Annotated in this window: 19 protein-coding genes; 8 read left to right on the top strand and 11 right to left on the bottom strand. The window is 69.2% G+C overall.

All coding sequences use genetic code 11. From position 1 onward, the window contains the following. Nucleotides 1–39 precede the first annotated feature (39 nt). The 7 genes from J2126_RS12300 to J2126_RS12270 all read right to left on the bottom strand — a co-directional run bounded on the left by J2126_RS12300 (nucleotide 40) and on the right by J2126_RS12270 (nucleotide 6,676). Nucleotides 40–1,365 carry a bifunctional folylpolyglutamate synthase/dihydrofolate synthase gene (locus J2126_RS12300; RefSeq protein WP_209487299.1) on the bottom strand — a complete coding sequence of 442 codons (1,326 nt, stop codon included), beginning with the start codon at nucleotides 1,363–1,365 and terminating at the stop codon, nucleotides 40–42. Between the two features lie 44 nt (nucleotides 1,366–1,409). Then, nucleotides 1,410–2,306 (bottom strand): acetyl-CoA carboxylase, carboxyltransferase subunit beta, encoded by an 897-nt coding sequence (gene accD / locus J2126_RS12295; RefSeq protein WP_209487298.1) that lies wholly within the window; start codon nucleotides 2,304–2,306, stop codon nucleotides 1,410–1,412. A gap of 153 nt (nucleotides 2,307–2,459) precedes the next feature. Further along, nucleotides 2,460–3,287, bottom strand: coding sequence for a tryptophan synthase subunit alpha (gene trpA / locus J2126_RS12290; protein ID WP_209487296.1), 828 nt, complete (start codon nucleotides 3,285–3,287; stop codon nucleotides 2,460–2,462). 32 nt (nucleotides 3,288–3,319) lie between these two features. Continuing rightward, nucleotides 3,320–3,661 (bottom strand): hypothetical protein, encoded by a 342-nt coding sequence (locus J2126_RS12285; RefSeq protein WP_209487294.1) that lies wholly within the window; start codon nucleotides 3,659–3,661, stop codon nucleotides 3,320–3,322. Nucleotides 3,662–3,663: 2 nt separating this feature from the next. Continuing rightward, the gene (gene trpB, locus J2126_RS12280) at nucleotides 3,664–4,881 is read right to left on the bottom strand and encodes a tryptophan synthase subunit beta (RefSeq protein ID WP_209487292.1); all 1,218 of its coding nucleotides are present in this window, start codon (nucleotides 4,879–4,881) and stop codon (nucleotides 3,664–3,666) included. Beyond that, on the bottom strand, nucleotides 4,878–5,582 hold the full coding sequence (locus tag J2126_RS12275) for a phosphoribosylanthranilate isomerase (RefSeq protein ID WP_209487290.1): 705 nt from the start codon (nucleotides 5,580–5,582) through the stop codon (nucleotides 4,878–4,880). The genes trpB and J2126_RS12275 overlap by 4 nt, the downstream gene beginning before the upstream one ends. Before the next feature lie 107 nt (nucleotides 5,583–5,689). Beyond that, entirely contained in the window at nucleotides 5,690–6,676 is a 987-nt protein-coding gene (locus J2126_RS12270; RefSeq protein ID WP_209487288.1) for a complex I NDUFA9 subunit family protein, read from the bottom strand. A 302-nt stretch (nucleotides 6,677–6,978) separates the two neighbouring features. Here J2126_RS12270 and rpsT point away from each other — a divergent pair, with 302 nt between their 5' ends. From rpsT to J2126_RS12245, 5 genes are all read left to right on the top strand, one after another. Continuing rightward, nucleotides 6,979–7,245, top strand: a complete 267-nt coding sequence (gene rpsT / locus J2126_RS12265; RefSeq protein ID WP_024276666.1) for a 30S ribosomal protein S20 — start codon at nucleotides 6,979–6,981, stop codon at nucleotides 7,243–7,245. A 1,122-nt stretch (nucleotides 7,246–8,367) separates the two neighbouring features. Beyond that, the gene (gene dnaA / locus J2126_RS12260; RefSeq protein WP_209487286.1) at nucleotides 8,368–9,828 is read left to right on the top strand and encodes a chromosomal replication initiator protein DnaA; all 1,461 of its coding nucleotides are present in this window, start codon (nucleotides 8,368–8,370) and stop codon (nucleotides 9,826–9,828) included. Nucleotides 9,829–10,177: 349 nt separating this feature from the next. Continuing rightward, a complete protein-coding gene (gene dnaN / locus J2126_RS12255; RefSeq protein WP_209487284.1) occupies nucleotides 10,178–11,296 on the top strand; it encodes a DNA polymerase III subunit beta in 1,119 nt (372 codons plus the stop codon). A 77-nt stretch (nucleotides 11,297–11,373) separates the two neighbouring features. After that, complete coding sequence (gene recF, locus J2126_RS12250; protein ID WP_209487282.1) at nucleotides 11,374–12,522, top strand: DNA replication/repair protein RecF; 1,149 nt, start codon at nucleotides 11,374–11,376, stop codon at nucleotides 12,520–12,522. Between the two features lie 47 nt (nucleotides 12,523–12,569). Further along, nucleotides 12,570–13,109, top strand: coding sequence for a GNAT family N-acetyltransferase (locus J2126_RS12245; RefSeq protein ID WP_209487280.1), 540 nt, complete (start codon nucleotides 12,570–12,572; stop codon nucleotides 13,107–13,109). A gap of 2 nt (nucleotides 13,110–13,111) precedes the next feature. On the opposite strand, the gene argB is transcribed toward J2126_RS12245, so the two are convergent. Further along, nucleotides 13,112–14,014, bottom strand: coding sequence for an acetylglutamate kinase (gene argB, locus J2126_RS12240; protein WP_209487279.1), 903 nt, complete (start codon nucleotides 14,012–14,014; stop codon nucleotides 13,112–13,114). Nucleotides 14,015–14,286: 272 nt separating this feature from the next. Here argB and J2126_RS12235 point away from each other — a divergent pair, with 272 nt between their 5' ends. Next, nucleotides 14,287–15,909 (top strand): hypothetical protein, encoded by a 1,623-nt coding sequence (locus J2126_RS12235; RefSeq protein WP_209487277.1) that lies wholly within the window; start codon nucleotides 14,287–14,289, stop codon nucleotides 15,907–15,909. Nucleotides 15,910–16,035: 126 nt separating this feature from the next. Next, nucleotides 16,036–17,169, top strand: coding sequence for an alpha-D-ribose 1-methylphosphonate 5-triphosphate diphosphatase (locus J2126_RS12230; RefSeq protein WP_209487275.1), 1,134 nt, complete (start codon nucleotides 16,036–16,038; stop codon nucleotides 17,167–17,169). A gap of 69 nt (nucleotides 17,170–17,238) precedes the next feature. Here J2126_RS12230 and J2126_RS12225 read toward each other — a convergent pair whose 3' ends face one another. After that, nucleotides 17,239–18,333: a DUF2125 domain-containing protein gene (locus tag J2126_RS12225; protein ID WP_209487273.1), complete on the bottom strand. Its 1,095-nt coding sequence runs from the start codon at nucleotides 18,331–18,333 to the stop codon at nucleotides 17,239–17,241. 108 nt (nucleotides 18,334–18,441) lie between these two features. Between J2126_RS12225 and J2126_RS12220 the strand changes: the two genes are divergently transcribed. Next, nucleotides 18,442–19,110, top strand: a complete 669-nt coding sequence (locus J2126_RS12220) for a gamma-glutamylcyclotransferase (protein ID WP_209487271.1) — start codon at nucleotides 18,442–18,444, stop codon at nucleotides 19,108–19,110. Between the two features lie 9 nt (nucleotides 19,111–19,119). Here J2126_RS12220 and J2126_RS12215 read toward each other — a convergent pair whose 3' ends face one another. Next, nucleotides 19,120–19,524: a hypothetical protein gene (locus J2126_RS12215; RefSeq protein ID WP_209487263.1), complete on the bottom strand. Its 405-nt coding sequence runs from the start codon at nucleotides 19,522–19,524 to the stop codon at nucleotides 19,120–19,122. Between the two features lie 33 nt (nucleotides 19,525–19,557). Further along, nucleotides 19,558–20,364, bottom strand: coding sequence for a lysophospholipid acyltransferase family protein (locus J2126_RS12210; RefSeq protein ID WP_245327297.1), 807 nt, complete (start codon nucleotides 20,362–20,364; stop codon nucleotides 19,558–19,560). Nucleotides 20,365–20,373 lie beyond the last annotated feature (9 nt).

Genomic DNA, 20,373 nt, shown 5'->3' with positions numbered 1-20,373 from the left:
TGGCCCGCACAAGGTGGGCAATGACGGCAGGCTTCAGACTCAGCCCAGCGCTGTCCCATTGGCGGCGAGTACGGCGCCGGCCAGATACAGCGAACCGGCGATAAGCACGCGCGGCGGCGGCACCACGGCTTCCCGCGCGATGCCATCCAGCGCGCCGGCGACATCCCGCGCCACGCTCGCCTTCATGCCGAGGCCCACGGCGGCGGCCGCCACGTCCTCCGGCTTCAGGCCCGCATGCTCGCCGGGAACAGGCACGGCGATGGCTTCGCGCACGAGGCCGGCGAAGGGCTGGAGAAAGCCGGTGACATCCTTGGTGCCGAGCATGCCGAGGATCAGCACGAGGGGCCGCGAATAACGCTCCTCCAGCTCGCACAGGGCATGAGCGAGGGCGGCGCCGCCGGCAGCATTGTGCCCGCCGTCGAGCCAGAGCTCCACGCCCGCCGGCGCACGCGCGGTCAGCGGGCCGGGCGCGAGGCGCTGGAGGCGCGCCGGCCAGTCGGCCCTCAGGATTCCGGCCTCGGGGGCGGCGGGCAGCTTCACCGCGCGCAGCGCCGCGACCGCGAGCCCGGCATTGTCGATCTGGTGCGGCCCGACGAGGCGCGGGCGCGGCAGGTCGAGAAGGCCGTCCTCGTCCGCATAGACGAGCCGGCCGCCCTCCTCCTGCACATTCCACTGCTGGCCGCGCACGAACAAGGGCGCGAGTTTCCGTGCCGCCGCCCGCTCGATCACGGCGAGCGCCTCCGCCGTCTGGGCGCCCACCACGACCGGGCAGCGCGGCTTGATGATGCCGGCCTTCTCCCCCGCGATGGCCTCGACCGAGGTGCCGAGGAAGTCCACATGGTCGATCGAGACCGGGGTGATGACGCTGGCCAGCGGGTGATCGACCACGTTGGTGGCGTCGAGCCGGCCGCCGAGGCCCACCTCCAGCAGCAGCACGTCCGCCGGATGCTCGGCGAACAGCAGGAATCCCGCCGCCGTGGTGATCTCGAACAGGGTGATGGGGGCGCCGTCATTGGCGGCTTCCGCCCGGTCGAGGGCCTCTGCCAGCGCCGCGTCCGAGACGAGCCGCCCGCCGTCCCGGGCGCCGAGGCGGATGCGCTCGTTGAACCGCACCAGATGGGGCGAGGTGTAGACATGCACGCTCTGCCCGGCCGCCTCCAGCATGCCCCGCATGAAGGCGATGGTGGAGCCCTTGCCGTTGGTGCCGGCGACGTGGATCACCTTCGGCAGGCGCCGCTCGGGATGGCCGAGCGCCTCCAGCAGACGCTCCATCCGCGCGAGGGACAGATCGATCTTCTTCGGGTGAAGCGCGGCGAGGCGGGAGAGAATCTCGTCCGTGGCGCGGGCGGGCAGGGGCAGTGCCATGGTGCATCGAGCCGGGGCCACTGAGGCCCGCGATCAGGCCTCCCTCACGCCGCCGCCTGGGGAGCCGGTAGCCGGCCCTTGGGCGGCAAAGCCGGCGCCTTGGTCAGCATCCGGCACAGGCGGCCCAGCGTGTCGCGCATCTCGTGGCGATGCACCACCATGTCGAGCATGCCGTGGTCGCGCAGATATTCGGCGCGCTGGAAACCGTCCGGCAGCTTCTCGCGGATGGTCTGCTCGATCACGCGCGGGCCGGCGAAGCCGATCAGCGCGCCGGGCTCGGAGATCTGGATGTCGCCCAGCATGGCATAGGAGGCTGTGACGCCGCCGGTGGTCGGGTTGGTGAGCACGACGATGTAGGGCTTCTTCGTCTCGCGCAGTTCCTGGATGGCCGCGGTCGTGCGCGGCATCTGCATCAGGGAGAGGATACCCTCCTGCATGCGCGCGCCGCCGGAGGCCGCGAACATGATGAAGGGGGTGCCGCGCTCGGCGGCCGTCTCCAACCCCTTCACGACCGCCTCGCCGGCGGCCATGCCGAGCGAGCCGCCCATGAAGCCGAAATCCTGCACGGCGATGGTGACGGGCAGTTCGGTGAGCATACCGGTCGCGACCTTCACCGCGTCCTGGTAGCCGGTCTTGGTGCGGGCGTCCTTCAGGCGGTCCACGTAGCGGCGCTCGTCGCGGAACTTGAGCGGGTCTGTCGCCACCTCGGGAAGGGTGACCTCCTCGTAGGCGCCGTCGTCGAAGGTGTTCTTCAGCCGCGTCACCGCATCCATGCGCATGTGGTAGCCGGACGCCGGGATGACGTAGAGGTTCGCTTCCAGATCCTTGTGAAACACCATCTGCCCGGTCTCGGGGCATTTCACCCAGAGGTTCTCGGGCACCTCGCGCCGCGCCAGGAAGTCGCGGATCTTCGGGCGGACGACGTTGGAAATCCAGTTCACGGGATCATCTCCGGTACGGAGGGGCGCAGCGCCACGCTGCGGCGCACATAGTCCCCCCTCCGCCCTAATGGCAAGTCCGACACGGCGAAAGTACGGCAGCCGCCGCTATTCCCGGCGATCATACCACCTTGCTGACGCTGGGTCGAAGCCGGCTCAGCGCCGCACGCCGCGCACCGCCTCGGCCAGCTCGCTGACGAGGGCTTCCACGCCGATCACGGTGTTGGACGTGGCCTTGCCCTCCTCGTCGAGGGTGCGGCGCACCACCTCGACCAGCGCCGAGCCCACCACCACGGCGTCGGCGCCGGCAGCGATGGCAGCCGCCTGCTCGGGGGTCTTCACGCCGAAGCCAACGGCCACCGGAAGCGCGGTGTGGCTCTTGATGCGCGCCACCGCGGTCGCCACCGCATTCGCGTCCGGCGTCGCCGCGCCGGTGATGCCGGTGATGGAGACGTAGTAGACGAAGCCCGCGGTATTCGCGAGCACGGTGGGCAGGCGCTTGTCGTCGGTGGTCGGGGTGGCGAGGCGGATGAAGTCCAGTCCCGCATTCAGCGCCGGGATGCAGAGCTCGTCGTCCTCTTCCGGCGGCAGGTCGACGACGATCAGGCCATCGACGCCCGCAACCTTGGCGTCCACCAGGAAGCGATCCACGCCATAGACGTAGATGGGGTTGAAGTAGCCCATCAGCACCACCGGCGTCTTCTGGTCCTCCTCGCGGAAGACGCGGACCATCTCCAGCGTCTTGGCCAGCGTCTGGCCGCCCTTGAGCGCGCGCAGCCCCGCCGCCTGGATGGCCGGGCCATCGGCCATGGGATCGGTGAAGGGCACGCCCAGCTCGATCACGTCCGCCCCCGCGCCCGGCAGCGCCTTGAGGATGGCGAGCGAGGTCTCCCCGTCCGGATCGCCGGCGGTGACGAAGGTGACGAGGCCCGGCCGGCCCTCTTCCTTGAGGGCGGCGAAGCGGTCGGAGATGCGGGTGGTCATGGGCCTGCCTGGATGAGAGGAGATGCGGCGCTCTATTTCTGCCCGGCCAGCGTGCAGGTGGCGCGGGTGGCGTTGGTGCCGCCGAGGAAGCGCACCTGATCGGTACCGGTGACGCCGCCGACAATGGAGAAGAGCTTGGTGGATGCCTTGCCGAGGGAGCGCTTGCCGGCGAAGAACTCGCACGAGACCTGCACCTCGCCCACCGTGTCGGTGCCGGTGTTCTTCACCGCCACAGACACATAGGCGCCGGCCGCGTCCGTGTAGATCTTGCCCGGCGTCAGCTCGAGGCCGGCCGCCTGCGCAGCGCCGAGGCTGGCGGCGACCGCCGCGCCGACGATCGCGAACGACCCGACTTTCCCCCAGATGCCCTTCATGGTCATGCCCCCAGACGCGTTCCAAGAATTTCCGCCACCTGGGGGACATCCTTGTCCCCACGGCCGGAAAGGTTGACGACCATCAGGTGGTCCGCCGGCAGCTTGGGCGCGTGCTCGATCACCTTGGCGATGGCATGGGCCGTTTCCAGCGCGGGAATGATGCCCTCGAGCCGGGTCAGCACCTGGAAGGCGTCGAGCGCCTCCTGGTCGGTGCAGTTGAGGTAGGTGACGCGGCCCACGTCGTTCAGCCAGGAATGCTCCGGCCCGATGCCGGGATAGTCGAGGCCGGCCGAGATGGAATGGGCTTCAGTGATCTGGCCGTCGCCGTCCATGAGCAGGTAGGTGCGGTTGCCGTGCAGCACGCCCGGGCGCCCGCCGGCGATGGAGGCCGCATGCTCGTGCGTGTCGATGCCACGACCCGCCGCCTCGACGCCGTAGATCGCGACGCCCGGATCATCGAGGAAGGGGTGGAACAGGCCCATCGCGTTCGACCCGCCGCCGACGCAGGCGAAGAGGCTGTCGGGCAGGCGCCCTTCCATCTCCAGCATCTGCTCGCGGGTCTCGCGGCCGATGATGGACTGGAAGTCGCGCACCATGGCCGGGTATGGGTGCGGGCCGGCCACCGTGCCGATGCAGTAGAAGGTGTCGTGGACGTTGGTCACCCAGTCGCGGAGCGCCTCATTCATGGCGTCCTTGAGGGTGCGCGAACCGGACTGCACGGGCACCACCTCCGCACCCAGCATCTTCATGCGGAACACGTTGGGGGCCTGCCGCTCCACGTCCACCGCGCCCATATAGACGACGCACTTCAGGCCGAAGCGGGCGCACATGGTGGCGGTGGCGACGCCGTGCTGGCCGGCGCCGGTCTCGGCGATCACCCGCTCCTTGCCCATGCGGCGGGCGAGCAGGATCTGGCCGAGCACGTTGTTCACCTTGTGGGAGCCGGTGTGGTTCAGCTCCTCGCGCTTCAGGTAGATCTTGGCGCCGCCGAGATGGTTGGTGAGGCGCTCGGCGAAATAGAGCGGCGAGGGGCGGCCCACGTAATGGGTGAGGTAGCCGGCCATCTCCGCGTGATAGGCGGGATCGACCCTGGCGGCCTCATAGGCCTGCTCCAGCTCCAGGATGAGCGGCATCAGCGTCTCCGCGACGAAGCGGCCGCCATGGATGCCGAAATGGCCGCGGTGATCGGGGCCGGTGCGATAGGAATTGAGAACGGTCACGACGCGCGGGCCTTCGATAAGGGGTCTTGCAAGGATGAGGTGGATGCGGCGCGCCGCGCCGCAGCGACGAAGGCACGGATCTTGTCGGGACTTTTCACGCCGGGCGCGTCCTCCACGCCGGACGATACGTCCACGCCGTCCATCCGGACCAATCCGAGGGCCTGCGGCACGTTGTCGGCGGTAAGGCCACCGGAAAGCATGAGAGGCCGGTTGACGTCAAGGCCAGCGACCAGCGCCCAGTCGAACGGCCGGCCGTTGCCGCCGGGCAAAAGCGCGCCAGGATCGGGCTTGGCGTCGAACAGAATGCGGTCCGCCACCGCCGCGTAGGCGGGCAGGACGGCAAGGTCCTCGCGGCGGGCCACGGGCAGCGCTTTCATCACCGGCAGGCCGAAGCGGGCGCGGATGTCGGCGACGCGCTCGGGCGTCTCATGGCCGTGCAGCTGGAGAATGTCGGGCGAGACGGCGGCGATCACCGCCTGAAGCAGCGCGTCGTCCGGGTCCACCAGCAGCGCCACCTTGCCCGCCCGACCGGCGGCGCGGGCGACGAGGGCCGGTGCATCGGCCAGCGCGAGGTGACGCGGGCTCTTGGGAAAATGCACGAAGCCGACAAGATCGGCGCCCGCCTCAAGGGCGGCATCGAGGGCCTCCGCCGTGCGGATGCCGCAGATCTTGATCTCGAAGCGCCTGTCGTCGCCAGCCATGGATGAACCTGCGGTAAGCCTGCCGGTCGTGAACCTTCACACCGTGGAGGTGAGGGCCGCCATTGCGATGGCCCCGCGCGATGCGTCGGGAGCGACCGGCGCGCCGGTCAGGTCTCGACGCGGGTGAACTGGCCCGCCTTGCGGAACCGCCAGAGATAGGTCGGCAGCACCACGGCGAGGGAGGTGGGGGTCAGGCCGAGGCCGGCGAGGGTCCGGCCTTCGGCGATCGCAGCCTGCGACACCACATTGTCGGAGCGCAGCATCTCGACCTGATCGACGGTGAGCGGCGCGCCGGGGGCCCACTGGGTCAGCTTGGCCATCAGCGTCGCGAGGCCGAACGGCAGGTCCACCAGAACCCGCTTGGCGCAGATCTCAGCGAGCATCAGCTCCATCAGCTCCCGGAAAGTGCGCACCTCGGGGCCGCCCAGCTCATAGGTAGTGCCGGCCTTGGCCTTGCCATCGACTGCGGCGAGCACGGCCGCCGCCACATCGCCGGCAAACACCGGCTGGAACTTCGTCACCCCACCGCCGATCAGCGGCAGCGCCGGGGACAGGCGCGCCATGGCGGCGAAGCGGTTGAAGAACTCGTCCTCCTGCCCGAACACCACGGAGGGGCGGAAGATCACCGCATCGGGGACCGCGGCGCGCACCGCAGCCTCGCCGGCGGCCTTGCTGCGGCCGTAGCCGGAGGGGGAATTGGCATCGGCGCCGATGGCCGAGAGATGCACCAGCGGCACACCCTGGGCCGCGGTCGCCGCCGCCACGGCGCGAGCGCCGAAGGCATGCACCGCGTCGAAGGACTGCCGGCCGCCCTCGGCCAGCACGCCCACGAGGTTCACCACCGCCTCGGCGCCATCGACCGCGCGGGCGACGCTCTCGGGATAGCGCACATTGGCCTGGGAGATCTGGATCTGGCCAACGAAGCCCAACGGCTGGAGGAAGCCGGCCAGCTCCGGCCGACGCACCGCCACGCGCACGCGATAGCCGCGCATGGCCAGCGCCCGCACCACATGCCGGCCGAGAAAGCCGGAGCCGCCGAAGACCGTCACCAGGCTGTCGTTCACCGGACGATCGGTCACCGTCACATCGCTCATGCCGAACCCCCGCCTTGATGCGCCGCGCCGGCCTCAGCCTCGCGCTGCCGACATGCCATCCTGCCGGCATGCCATATATAGAGTGCGCGCAGCACATACGCGATGCCGGCGGGTTCCGTAAAGCCGCCACGGCGCCACGCTTGCAGGACTTTTCCGCACAACGTGTTGACGCGGACGCCGCGCGACCGTATAAGCCCGCCACCTAGCTGGCGGCATGGGCTGCCGGCTTGTTCACTCATTCATGCGCGACGCGAAGTGGCCAGATGGCCGTGCCGCCGGGCGCGAACCAGCAAGGACGGCCGATGGCCAATACGCCTTCCGCCAAAAAGGCGGTGCGCAAGATCGAGCGCCGCACCGAAGTTAACCGCTCGCGCCGTTCCCGCGTGCGCACCTACCTGCGCAAGCTTGAGGACGCGCTCGCCACCGGCGACGCCACCGCCGCTTCCGCCGCGTTCAAGGCGGCCGAGCCGGAGATCATGCGCGCCGTCACCAAGGGCGTCATTCACAAGAACACCGCGTCGCGCAAGGTCTCCCGCCTTGCCGCCCGCGTGAAGAAGCTCAGCGCTTGATCTAGATCAATCAAGTAGACTGACTGATCTTGAAGGCCCGGCTCTGCCGGGCCTTTTTGCTTTGGCTTGGCCGTGAAAGTCTCTCGACGCGCTTGTGGCGCGCGAGTCCCGATTCTCTTCCCGCGTCAAGGGCGCAGCGACGTGGGAGACGGCGGAATGCGGGGATTTCTCTCTGTATGGCGGGACTTTGAAGGCTGCCGCCAGAGCCGTCCCGACCGATCAGAAAAACCCGATCCAAGAGAACGGCTTAGAGGCCAAAGCCCGGAAGGCACCAAACCGGCCCGTTTTCTGGAGTATCCGGAAACCTTCTCACCGCGCGGGACGGGGCGTCGCATTTGCTTTGCCGACGTGCCGATTCTCATTGTCGCGACAGAGGTTTGCCGGCTGATGGGAATTCGGGGGTGTGGCGCGGGCGCACCGGCTTTTGCCCGCTATTCCGCGGCCAGGGTCAAAGGCGTTGCACCCCCCAAACCGGCTGTGTATGTTCAATCTCACTCCGGGAGCGACCTCGGGGTTCACCGATAGAATGAAGTTTTCACGGCTCTTCGTGGATGAGGAGGGGATGTATCGTGTCTGATTTCGTTCACGTACTCCTCGTCTCGGGCCGTACCCGTACTCTGCGTTACCTTCATTCGTTGGAGCCATGCTAAGGGCGGACATCTGCTCCACCCTGCAGCATCTACAAGACCAAACAAAAAACTGGTTTATTCCAACACCCGTCGATGGTTCGCATCGTCGGAGATGGGGCGGCTATGACTTCGGGCACATGCGCGGCAGCGGACACAGGATCTGGTCCTTTGGGCAATACGGTTCCGCGTTGCGTTCGAGCCTTCCGGAGCACCGTGTTCCGCTCCAGTTGCGCCCCGCCGCCCTGTAACGGCCAGGAGAGCGCATGACGGTGGACTGACCCCCGTTGCGCTTGTGCCGTGGGTGCCGTAGCACCCGTTTCTGAAACTCCCCATGAGACTGCGGCCGCGCTGCCCGCCCCAGGGCGCGGAAGGCTTTTGCGTCTCCAACCAGGGAACCGCGTTCCACGCGGTCGCGATCTTTATGCTCAAGCCTCATGCGCCGGTTGCCGCGCGCACCGTTCCTTTTCAGTCGACCCTTGCGGAGGCCGCCGAGATGGATTGCGCACCGACGTCCAGCGCGCCCTCTGCCCCGTGGGACCGGGTGCTGCAGCGCCTGCGCGAGGAGATCGGCGAGGAGAAGTTCACGAGCTGGTTCGCGCGCATGGACCTCGACGCGCTGACCGCGGACGTGGTGCGCCTGTCGGTGCCCACGCGATTCCTCAAGTCCTGGATCCAGGAGAATTATCTGCCGCGCATCGCCGACATCTGGGCGGAGGAGACCGGCGCCCGCCGCCGCGTGGATCTCGCCGTGCGCAGCGCCTTCGCACGCCCGGTGGCGCTGAAGGCGTCGACCCCACGCGAAGTGGTGAGCGAGCGCACCGAGCGTCCCGTCGAGACGAAGCCGGCGCCGCGCGCCGCCGAGCCGCGTGGCGAGGTGCGCGAGATGGTCGCCACCGGCGGTGACGTCGCCTCCGGCTCGCCGCTCGACCCGCGCCTCACTTTCGAATCGTTCGTGGTGGGCAAGTCCAATTCGCTGGCGTTCGCCGCCGCGCGCAAGGTGGCGGAAACCCCTGCCGGTGCCGCGCCCGTCTATAATCCGCTCTATCTCCACGCGGCCGTCGGCCTCGGCAAGACGCACCTCCTCCAGGCGGTGGCGCGCGCCGGCGCCGCCCATGGCCGGCGCACCACCTATCTCACCGCCGAGCGCTTCATGTACGGCTTCGTGTCGGCGTTGAAGTCCCATTCGGCCATCGCCTTCAAGGACACACTGCGCACCATCGACACGCTGGTGATCGACGACCTGCAGTTCCTGAAGGGCAATAATCTCCAGCAGGAATTCTGCCACACCCTCAATGCTTTGCTGGATGGCGGGCGGCAGGTGGTGCTGGCGGCGGACTGCCTGCCCGGCGAGCTCGAGCACCTCGACGAGCGCGTGCGCTCGCGCCTCGCCGGCGGTCTCGTGGTGGACCTTGCGCCGCTGGAGGAAGACCTGCGCCTCCAGATCCTGAAATCGCGCTACCAGACCCTCGCCGAGCAGCACCAGGGTTTCGCCGTGCCGGCGCCGGTGCTGGAATTCCTCGCCCGCAGCGTCGGCCAGTCCGGCCGCGACCTCGACGGCGCGCTCAACAAGCTGCTCGCCTTCAACCAGCTCACCGGCGAGCCGGTGACGCTCGACATGGCGGAAAATGCGGTCAAGGACCTCATCCGCCCGACCGATCCCAAGCGCGTGCGGGTGGACGACATCCTGCGCGTGGTGGCCAAGCACTACAACGTCTCGCGCGCCGACCTCCTGTCCCAGCGCCGCACCGCGACGGTGGTGAAGCCGCGCCAGATCGCCATGTATCTCGCCAAGACGCTGACACTGCGCTCCCTGCCGGAAATCGGCCGCCGGTTCGGTGGGCGCGACCACACCACCGTGCTCCACGCGGTCCGCAAGATCGACGGCCTCGTCGCCACGGACCGCGCGCTCGCCGACGAGATCGAGGTGCTGAAGCGGCTCGCCCTCGAAAGCTGAGCCACGCGCCTGTTGGTGAGGTGGAAGGGCGGCGCCGTACTGGTGCCGCCGGCCTTTCCTGCGCGAAAAGCCGGCCCTTCATCCCCGCCAACCAAAATCTCCCCGCGAGCCCTTGCCTTGCGCCCCTTGGGGCGGCAATGTCGGCGGCCCGGCGCCCGTACCCTCGGACGCCTGACGGCGCGCCCTGCGCCGTCGCGCCACGCCACACCGGCGCACGCGCCCCTCGCCCGCACCGGCGGATGAGGGGTTCCGCGGGCGTCATCCTTAGAATGTCGAGACGGACCCACCGGTGGGACATGCGATCCCGCGGCAGGCCGGCTCGGAAGCGAAGAGTGAACGGGCCAGGACGATGAAGGTCACCGTCGAGCGCGCCGAGCTTCTGAAATCGCTCAGCCACGTCCACCGCGTCGTCGAGCGGCGCAACACCATCCCGATCCTCGCCAACGTGCTCATCAAGGCGGCCAAGGGCACGCTGGAGCTGAAGGCCACCGATCTCGACCTCGAAGTGGTCGAGAGCGTGCCGGCCGAGACCGGCCAGGCGGGCGCCACCACCGTCCCCGCCCACGTGCTCTACGACATCGTGCGCAAGCTGCCCGACGGCGCGCAGGTGCAGCTTGAGGCCGGCGGCGAGCGCGGCACCCTCACGGTGCGCGCCTCCCGCGCCCGCTTCTCGCTCCAGACCCTGCCGGAAGCCGATTTCCCGGATCTCGCCGCGGGCGAATTCTCCCACACCTTCAAGGTGAAGGGCGCGGAATTTCGCCGCCTGGTGGACAAGACCCAGTTCGCCATCTCCACCGAGGAGACGCGCTATTATCTCAACGGCATCTACCTGCATGTGACCGAGGCGAACGGCAAAGCGATGCTGCGCGCTGTCGCCACCGACGGCCACCGCCTCGCCCAGGCGGAGCTGGAAGCCCCCGCCGGCTCGCAGGGCCTGCCGGGCGTGATCGTGCCGCGCAAGACCGTCGCCGAGATCCAGAAGCTCTTGGAGGACAAGGAAGCGGAGGTCACCATCTCCCTCTCCGCCACCAAGATCCGCGTGCAGGTGGGTGCCATCGTGCTCACCTCCAAGCTGATCGACGGCACCTTCCCGGACTATGGCCGGGTGATTCCCCAGGGCAACGACAAGACCCTCATCGTCGACAAGGACGAGTTCGCCGCCGCCGTGGACCGCGTGTCCACCGTGTCCAGCGAGCGCGGCCGCGCGGTGAAGCTGTCGCTGGGCGACGGCAAGATGGTGCTGTCCGTCACCAACCCCGATTCGGGCAGCGCCACCGAGGAGCTGGAGGTGGACTACACCGCCGAGCCTCTCGATATCGGCTTCAACTCCCGCTATTTGCTGGACATCACCTCCCAGCTCGAAGGCGACACGGCCGAGCTGAAGCTCGCCGATCCCGGCTCGCCCACGCTGGTGCGCGATTCCACCAAGACGGATGCGCTCTACGTCCTCATGCCCATGCGCGTTTGAGACTGCGGGTGTGAGGCGCACAAGGGCCTGTCCGGCAGCCGGCCGGGCGTGCCTGACGCCGCGGCGATCGTGACACCATGCTCCACGCCGGCATCCTGAAGCTGTCGCTCACCGGTTTCCGCTCCTATCCGGCGGCTCAGGTCGCGGTGGAGGCGCGCGCCATCGTGCTCACCGGGCCGAACGGCGCCGGCAAGACCAACATCCTCGAAGCCCTCTCCTTCCTCTCCCCCGGCCGCGGCCTGCGCCGGGCGCAGCTCGCCGACGTGGGCCACCGCCCGCTTGGTGCCCACGCGCCGGACGCGGACGGCGCGCCCTGGGCAGTCTCGGCCTTCATTGAGGGTGCGCTGGGCGAGGTGCGCCTCGGCACTGGCTATGATCCGGCGCAGGAAGGCGGGCAACGGCGCTGCCGCATCGACGGCGAGGCCGTGCCCTCGGCCAACGCCTTCCTCGATCATCTCAAGGTGCTCTGGCTGACCCCGGAGATGGACGGCCTGTTCCTCGGCCCGCCCGGCGACCGCCGCCGCTATCTCGACCGGCTGGTGCTGGCGGTGGATGCCTCCCACGGCACACGGGTCAACGGGCTGGAACGCGCTCTGCGCTCCCGCAACCGCTTGCTGGAGGAGAACGGCTCCGCCCGCTTCCTCGACGCGATGGAGCACGAGGTGGCCGAGCTGGCGGTGGCGGTGGCCGCCGCGCGGCTGGAGACGGTGGCCCGCCTCTCGGCCGAGATCGCCGCCCATCGCGACGAGGCCTCGCCCTTCCCCTTCGCTGAGATCGTCCTCGACGGCGCCGTGGAGCGGCTCATCGCGCAGCATCCGGCGCTGGAGGTGGAGGACCGCTATCGCGCGCTGCTGCGCGACAACCGCCCGCGCGACCGTGCGGCCGGCCGCACCCTTGAAGGTCCGCACCTCACCGATCTCTCGGTAAGTCACGGCGAGAAGCGCCTGCCCGCCGCGCGCTGCTCCACCGGCGAACAGAAATCCCTGCTGATCGGCCTCACCTTGTCCCACGCCCGGCTGGTGGGCAGCATGCAGGGCTTCTCCCCCGTGCTGCTGCTCGACGACGTGGTGGCCTATCTCGATGCCGCGCGCCGCACCGGCCTGTTCGAGGCGCTGGCCCGCCTCGGGGCGCAGGTCTGGATGACCGGGGCCGACCCCTCCGCCTTCGCCGCGCTGGAGACGGCGGCGCGCTTCACCGTCGCACCGGGCGCGATCACGCGGGCCTGACCTTTCGGCAAGCTTGGCGGAAGCGCGGCGGCGTCCTAAAAGAGGGTATGCCGATCCGTCCTACCACCCCCGCCGACATTCCCGCCATCACCGCCATCTATGACGAGGCGGTCCGCAATGGCACCGCCTCCTTCGAGCTGGAACCGCCGGGTCCCGAGGAGATGGCGCGCCGGCAGGCCGCCCTGATCGAGGGCGGCTATCCCTATCTGGTGCTGGAAGAAAACGGGAAGGTACTGGGCTATGCCTATGCCAGCGCCTTCCGTCCGCGCGTCGCCTATCGCTACACGGTGGAGAATTCCATCTACGTGGACGAGGCGGCCCGAGGAAAGAAGGTCGGCCGGCGGTTGCTCGAAGCGCTGATCGCCGAATGTGAGGCGCTGGGCTTCCGCCAGATGGTGGCGGTGATCGGCGACAGCGGCAATGCCGGCTCCATCGCGCTGCACCGCGCCTGCGGCTTCGGCTCCATCGGCACCCTGCCGGCCACCGGCCTCAAGTTCGGCCGGTGGATCGATACGGTCCTGATGCAGCGCGCCCTCGGCGAGGGCGCGAGCACCATTCCCGCGGACGCCGACCTCCTCAAGGGGTGACGTCAGCGAGTGATGAGCGTGCCGGCGCCGTGGTCGGTGAGCAGTTCCAGCAGCACGGCGTGGGGCACCTTGCCGTCGAGAATCACGACGCCCTCCACGCCCTTCTCCAGCGCGTAGATGCAGGTCTCCACCTTGGGGATCATGCCGCCCGAGATGGTGCCGTCCGCGATCAGCGCATGAGCCTCGGCGATGGTGAGCCGGGGGATCAGCTGCTTGTTCTTGTCGAGCACGCCCGGAACGTCGGTGAGCAGCAGGAAGCGCTTGGCGCCCAGCGCACCGGCGATGGCACCGGCGAAGGTGTCGGCATTGACGTTGTAGGTGCCGCCGTCCACCGCCGCCGCCACCGGGGCGAGCACGGGAATAAGCTCCCGGCCGAGGATCTGGTCGAGCACGGTGGTGTCCACGGTGTCGGGCTCGCCGACGAAGCCGAGGTCCACCTCCTGGGCATCGTCACCGGAAGAGACCACGACACGGCTCGCCTTGCGGGCGCGCACCATGTTGCCGTCCTTGCCGCACAGGCCGATGGCCTTGCCGCCCGCCTCGTTGATGAAGCCGACGATCTGCTTGTTGATCGAACCGGCCAGCACCATCTCGACGATCTCGACGGTCGCCTTGTCGGTGATGCGCAGGCCGGCCGCGAATTCCGACTTGATGCCGAGCTTGGCGAGCATGGCGCCGATCTGCGGGCCGCCGCCATGCACCACCACCGGATTGATGCCCGACTGCTCCATGAGCACGATGTCGGAGGCGAACGTGCGCGCCACGTCCTCGCTGCCCATGGCGTGGCCGCCGTATTTCACCACCACGATCGCATCGTCGTAGCGCTGCATGTGCGGCAGCGCCCGCGCCAGCACTTCGGCCTCGTGCTGGGCTTCCGACACGGACTGGGAACGGGGCTCGGTCATGGGGGGCTCGCAGGTGGTGCTCGCGGGGGCCGGCGGCGGGGCCACCGGGCGGCGCCCTTCTAGCGGTTTCGGTCGAGCGGTGAAAGGCCCGCCCGTCCGAGGGCCACGGCCGGCGCGGCGGAAATCTTCCGGGCAGCCTTTCTTCGCTCGCGAAAAGGTGATGATAAGCGGACCCGGCCGACACAATGGCGGCGTCAACGCCGGTCACCCGTTCGCCCGCCACAGCCCTCACCCGCCGCTGCTCCAGCCGTCGCCAGAGAGACCCGGCCTTCATGACGCCCCCGATTCTGCCTGCCACGCATTCCACGAGCGCCGCCGCGCACGCCCATCACCCGCCGGAGCGCCGGCCGCACGATTTGCGCGCCACGCAGATCCTGCTCCTGTTCGTGGCCTGTCTCGGGCTCGTGTCCATCCCCATCCTGACCCATCCGCTCCCGCCGCTGTCGGACTATGTGAACCATCTGGCGCGGATGCACGTGATCGCCTCGATCCCGCAGGATCAGGACCTGGCGCGCTTCTACACGCTGAAATGGTCGATCCTGCCCAACCTGATGATGGACCTCCTGGTCCCGGTCATCGACAGGGTGGTCGACATCTACACCGCCGGCGAGATCTACACCCTGATCTGCTTCGCGCTGATCGCCGGGGGCGTCATGACGCTGAACCGCGCGCTGTTCGGGGTGTGGTCGGCGCTGCCGCTCCTGGCGTTCCCGCTGCTCTACAACGGCATCTTCCTCATCGGGGTGATGAACTATTATTTCGGCATCGGTCTGGCGCTGTTCGCGCTCACGGCCTGGGTCGCGCTCAGGGACAGATGGTGGCCGTGGCGCTACCTCGTGTCGGCGGCGTTCGTGGTGGCGCTCTTCTTCTGCCACCTGTTCACGGCGGGCATCTACGGCATCGGCATCCTCGCCTACGAACTCGACCGCCTGCGCCTCGGCCGCGGGCCGATCTGGCCGCGGATCGGCGTGTTCGTCAGCGGAGGCCTGCCCTTCCTGCCCATACTCCCGCTGCTGGTGGCGAGCCCCACCTGGGGCCTCAGCGGACAGAATTACTGGGAGCCGCAGGGGAAGATCGACGGCATCGAGATGATCTTCAACGTCTACGTCGACCATGTGGCGGTCGCCGTGGCGGCGATCTTCATCCTGGCCGGCGTCTGGGCGGCGCGGCATCGCCTGCTCCACGTCCACTCGCTCATGCTGCCGCTGCTGCTGGTGGCGGGGCTCGTCTATCTCGCCATGCCGCGCGTGGTGTTCGCCACCTACATGGCGGACCAGCGCCTGCCCGTGGCCATCGCCTTCATGGTGCTCGCCGCCATGCGGGTCGACCTGCGCCACCGCCTCGCCCGTCGCGGTTTCGCGGTGGTTCTGGTCCTGATGCTGGCGGTGCGTGTGGGCGAGGTCCAGGTGGTCTGGGACCGCCTCTCGCAATGGACGGTGGCGTTCCGCGAATCGGTCGTTCAGATCCGTCCGGGCTCCCGGGTACTCGTCGCCTACGCCGACATCCAGGGCGGCAACGATCCGACCGATCTCGGCCTGATGCACGCCGCCTGCCTCGCCATGATCGAGAAGTCGTCCCTCGTCACCACCGCCTTCACGGTGGAGGGCAAGCAGATCCTGCGTGCCCGCAAGCCGTTCAACGCGCAGGTGGACACCGAGGACGGGACCCCGCCCCAGATCGAGCAGCTGCTGATCACCGAGGAAGACCCGACGCCCGATGGCCCGCGCTACTGGGACCTGTGGCCGTCGAAGTTCGACTATGTGTATCTGCTGTTCACCGAGCGCGGCGCGCGCAACCCCGACAGCGACCACCTCAAGCTGGTCGCCGAGGGCGAACGCTTCCAGCTCTACGAGGTGGTGCCGCGCCCGCCGGCACCGCCCGCCCCGCGCTCCTGAACGGTTTCGCTCAACCCGGGCGACGTCACCCGGGTGTCACGATAGGGTGCAACGCAGAACATCCGCGGGCCCGGCCGGAAGGCTGGCCCGCGCGTCTTTTTTTGACGACCCTGCTCCGGAGCCCCGATGGATACCGTTCTCACCAACGCCCGCCTCGTCCTCGACGATGCCGTCGTCGCGGGAACCATCACGCTGCGGGATGGGCGCATCCTCGCCATCGACGAAGGGCGCGCCACCGCGCCGGGCGCCGTCGATTGCGACGGCGATTTCATCGCCCCCGGCCTCATCGACCTGCACACGGATGCGCTGGAGGGCCATTTCGTCCCGCGGCCCAGGGTGTTCTGGCCGGACGCACGGGCGGCGGCTTTGGCTCATGACGGGCAGACCGTGGCGAGCGGCATCACCACCGTGTTCGATGCCATCTGCGCGGGCGGCTTCGACCAGGCGAAGGCGGAGCGGCGCGACCTGTTCGGCGTCATGCTCGATGCGGTGGAGCAGGGCGCGCCCCTGTTCCGGGCGGACCACAAGGTCCACCTGCGCTGCGAGATGACCGACCCGGATCTGCTGGATCTCGTCGAGCCGACGCTCGCGCGCCCGGGCCTCGCCTTCGCCTCGCTGATGGACCACACCCCCGGCGCCCGGCAGTGGCGCAACGTGGACGTGCTGCGCAACTTCCTGCTGGGCATCGGCAAGGATGCCGTCGAGGCCGACCGCGAGATCGGCGAGCGCACCGCCCGCGGCCGGGCCAATGTGGCGCGCAACCTGCCCCCGCTGGTGGAGATGCTGGCGGCGACTGGCCTCGTTTTGGCGAGCCACGACGACACCACCGAAGACCATGTGGCCGAGGCGCGGGCTGCCGGCTGCACGGTGAGCGAGTTTCCCACCACTCGCGGGGCGGCTGCGGCGGCCCGCGCGGCTGATCTCGCCACCATCGGCGGGGCGCCGAACGTGGTGCGCGGCGGCTCCCATTCCGGTGGGGTCGCCATGGGCGCTCTGGCGCAGGAGGGGCTGATCGACGCCCTCGCCTCGGATTACGTGCCCGCGAGCCTGCTGCAGGCGGCAACGCGCCTTCACACGGTGGACGGCATGCCGCTGCCGGAGGCCATGGCCCTCGTGACCCGCAACCCCGCGCGGATGGCGGGCCTCGAAGATCGCGGCCGGCTCGACGCCGGTCTGCGGGCAGACGTGGTGCGCTTCCGCATCTTCGAGGGCACGCCGGTGGTGCGGCAGGTGCTGGTGGAAGGCGAGCGCGTCTTCTGACGCGCCGCTCTTTCTTGAGTGTGAGGGCCATCCACCGGTCAAGTTGTTTCAACTTGATCGAATCGCTCTCTAGAACAGCGGCGGCACGATCCCCACCGGGAAGCCGGCGAGCTTGAGCGTGCCGGCATCGAAGGACAGCGCGAACAGCGCGCCCTTGCGGCCCTCCACCTGTCCCGGCTTGCCCACCATGGCGAGCGCGCCCACGATGGGCGCGACCTCGCGCGGGATCGCGCCGGCCCGGTCGAGGCCCTGCACCACGTCGTTGAGCCCGGCGAAGCCGAGGTCCAGCTTGCCGTTGAGCCGGCCCTGGGGGTCGAGCGCCACGATCCCGGTGGCCGACATGGCCACCTTCGGCGAGGTAATGTGGAAGCGGTCGAGCCGGGCGACGCCGCCGGCATCCGCCCACGCCCGCAGCCGCTGCGCCACCGGCATGGGGCGCAGGTCGGCCGACGCCGTCACCGTGCCCTGGAGTGCCATCTCCACGGGCCCCTGCATGCCAAGCCCATTGAGCAGCGCGCTCTCGCCGCCGGTGAGGCCGGAAGCATAGTCGACGCCATCCGGCTTGCCGTCCTTGCCCGCCGCGCGGCGGGCATGGAACTCGAACAGATGGGCGGACAGCAGCGCCACCGGCTGCGTCCCGGTCGCCCCCGGCTGCTCCAGCTTCAGGTCATGCGCCTGCAGCGAGAAGCGCTCCGGCCGGCCGGAAAGATCGCCCACGCCGCTCATCTGCAGCAGGGACCACACGGCGACATAGGATTGTCCGGTATTGAGATCCTCCACCCGCGCCGGGCCGGCGAACTCGGCGACGATGTGATTGGGCGCCCACACCTGCGCGACCGCCTCGGCCGAGGCGGCGGTGAAGCGCATGGCGTCGCCGCCGCGCGTCTCAAGCTTCGGCGACAGGCAGCGCAGCTCGAAGCGGAAGGGGAAGCCGGCGAGATGGCGGTCGGTGCAGGACCAGATGCGCCCGAGCTTCGCCTCGCGCCCGATCCAGGCGTCGATCTCCCGCTCGGCGCGGCCCGCCGCATAGAACCACAGGCCGCTCCAGACGATGGCGGCGACCACCACCAGCAGGAGGGGCACGATGACCAGCCACGGCTTCGGCCGGCTGGCGGGCGTTTCGGGAGACGGTGCTACGGGGGCGGACGGAGTGGGCGCGGTCATGGACATCCTTGCGGCTGGCCACGGTCGCCCGCGGCTTGCGATGGTCCTTGCCGGCTGTTAGGCGACGGTCCGGCGTTTCTGTCAACGCCGGGAAGGTGTGGCAGGCCCATGGCGGACGAGCGGTCGGCGAACGGAGATGGCGGGGCGCCGGCGGGGGCGGGGCAATCGGTCACGCCCGGGGCATCGCCCGCGAGCATCAAGGGCGATGTGTGGGTGTTCGCCTATGGCTCGCTGATGTGGAATCCGGGCTTCGCCTTCGTCGAGCGCTGCGAGGCGCGGCTCGTTGGCGCGCACCGCACCCTGTGCGTCTATTCCTTCCATCATCGTGGCACGCCGGAGAAGCCGGGGCTCGTGCTCGGCCTCGACCTCGGCGGCTCGTGCAGGGGCATCGCTTATCGGGTAGCGGCCGCGGACTGGCCGCAGACCCACGCCTATCTCACCGAGCGCGAGCAGATTTCCGGCGTCTATCGCGAGGTGATGCGGCGCGTGCGGCTGCTGGACGGATCGGGACGCGACGCGGCGGCCGTGGCCTATCTGGTCAACCGCGCCCATCCCCAATATGCGCGCGGCCTGACCCTGGACGACCAGCTCGCTCTGGTGCGCCGCTCCCACGGCAAGTCGGGGCCGAACACGGACTATGTGGTGGCGACGGTGAAGGCGCTGGAAAGCCTCGGCATCCGCGATCCCGGCCTCAGCTATCTCACGCAGCACCTGACGGCGAGCCATGCCCTGCCACCGGTGTTGCCGGACGATGCCGAGGGAGAAGGCTCACCCTGAGCCTCCGCCTCAGGCCGCGTGGCGGCGCGCGGGCAGGCAGAGCACCTGTGCCACCGGGCGGGGCAGCGCGGACGACGCCTCGGTGCGCTGCATGAGACGGCGCAGCGCCGGAGCGTTCTCCTCGCCGAACACATGGATGTGAATTTCATCGCCGCGCATGCGCAGCGCCGCTGTGCGGGCGCTGCTGGCGGGACCGGCCCACATGGCGATGGAGCCCGCGGGCGTGCGCCGCGAAACCACCGCGAGGGCGTCCGGATAGTCGGGGGCGGCGTCCGGCCGATAGACCGAAAACACATGGCGCACGCCGTCTTCGTCGCGCCAGAAACGGTAGCGCGCGCCGAGGGCGTCGTGCTTGAGGCCGTTCAGGCCACCGGCGTCCACAAGGGGGACAAGGAGCGAATCAGTTGCGTTCATGAGAACGAAACTAGAACGATCTCCGGCACTCGATCAAGAGTTTTCCACAGGGGTGGACAACGGGGAAGATTGGACCGTCTCGCGACCCCTCAGATGGGCCGGCGCGCGGGGTCCGAGTTCGGCCAGTCCCTCGGCGAGCAGGCGGTCGCTGGCGCCCTCGATGTCGGCCTGAAGCCGCCCCATGAACTGCCGCCGTGGCAGGCCCGGCGGAAGCGCCGGCAGGATCTCCACGAGGATGGTGCCGGGCCGCTTGAGGATGGATCGCCTCGGCCAGTAGAGGCCAGAATTGAGTGCGATGGGCAGGCAAGGCACACCGAGGCTGGAATAAAGATGCGCCACGCCGAACTTGTAGTCCGGCGGTGCCCCGGCTGGGCGTCGCGTGCCTTCCGGGAAGATGAGGATCTGCCGGCCCTCGGCCATGTCGGCCTGCGCTCGTCGCGTCATCGCCTTCATGGCGGACGAGCCGCCCTTGCGGTCCACCGGGATCATCCGCGCCCGCGCCGCGAACCAGCCGAAGACGGGGATCGACATCAGCTCGCGCTTCAGGATGAAGGCCGGGTCCGAGAACAGCGGCAGCAGCGCCAGCGTCTCCCACGCCGATTGATGCTTGGACGCGAGGAGGAGCGGGCCGTCCGGAATGTTCTCGACGCCCCTGATCTCAGCCCGCGTGCCCACGATGACCCGCAGCAGGAACATGATGGTGGCGACCCACCACATCACGCCGGTGCGCCACAGGCCCTTGCGCGACAGGAACGGCAGCGCGGGCAGGAAGGCCAGCATGTAGAGGATCGTCACCAGATAGAAGGCGATCTGGAAGACGAGCGAACGCAGGAAGGTCAAGGTGGTCTC

Origin of the sequence: Xanthobacter flavus (assembly GCF_017875275.1) — a bacterium.
In the GTDB taxonomy this organism is placed as follows: Bacteria; Pseudomonadota; Alphaproteobacteria; order Rhizobiales; family Xanthobacteraceae; genus Xanthobacter; species Xanthobacter flavus_A.
Note: the sequence above shows the minus strand (reverse complement) of the source record. Positions and strands in the feature narration are given on the sequence as shown.

Coding starts and splice junctions, on each gene's coding strand:
- J2126_RS12300 (WP_209487299.1), bottom strand. CDS start 1,365: ATGGCACTGCCCCTGCCCGCCCGCGCCACGGACGAGATTCTCTCCCGC.
- trpA (WP_209487296.1), bottom strand. CDS start 3,287: ATGACCACCCGCATCTCCGACCGCTTCGCCGCCCTCAAGGAAGAGGGC.
- J2126_RS12285 (WP_209487294.1), bottom strand. CDS start 3,661: ATGAAGGGCATCTGGGGGAAAGTCGGGTCGTTCGCGATCGTCGGCGCG.
- J2126_RS12275 (WP_209487290.1), bottom strand. CDS start 5,582: ATGGCTGGCGACGACAGGCGCTTCGAGATCAAGATCTGCGGCATCCGC.
- J2126_RS12270 (WP_209487288.1), bottom strand. CDS start 6,676: ATGAGCGATGTGACGGTGACCGATCGTCCGGTGAACGACAGCCTGGTG.
- rpsT (WP_024276666.1), top strand. CDS start 6,979: ATGGCCAATACGCCTTCCGCCAAAAAGGCGGTGCGCAAGATCGAGCGC.
- dnaA (WP_209487286.1), top strand. CDS start 8,368: ATGGATTGCGCACCGACGTCCAGCGCGCCCTCTGCCCCGTGGGACCGG.
- dnaN (WP_209487284.1), top strand. CDS start 10,178: ATGAAGGTCACCGTCGAGCGCGCCGAGCTTCTGAAATCGCTCAGCCAC.
- recF (WP_209487282.1), top strand. CDS start 11,374: ATGCTCCACGCCGGCATCCTGAAGCTGTCGCTCACCGGTTTCCGCTCC.
- J2126_RS12245 (WP_209487280.1), top strand. CDS start 12,570: ATGCCGATCCGTCCTACCACCCCCGCCGACATTCCCGCCATCACCGCC.
- argB (WP_209487279.1), bottom strand. CDS start 14,014: ATGACCGAGCCCCGTTCCCAGTCCGTGTCGGAAGCCCAGCACGAGGCC.
- J2126_RS12235 (WP_209487277.1), top strand. CDS start 14,287: ATGACGCCCCCGATTCTGCCTGCCACGCATTCCACGAGCGCCGCCGCG.
- J2126_RS12230 (WP_209487275.1), top strand. CDS start 16,036: ATGGATACCGTTCTCACCAACGCCCGCCTCGTCCTCGACGATGCCGTC.
- J2126_RS12225 (WP_209487273.1), bottom strand. CDS start 18,333: ATGACCGCGCCCACTCCGTCCGCCCCCGTAGCACCGTCTCCCGAAACG.
- J2126_RS12220 (WP_209487271.1), top strand. CDS start 18,442: ATGGCGGACGAGCGGTCGGCGAACGGAGATGGCGGGGCGCCGGCGGGG.
- J2126_RS12215 (WP_209487263.1), bottom strand. CDS start 19,524: ATGAACGCAACTGATTCGCTCCTTGTCCCCCTTGTGGACGCCGGTGGC.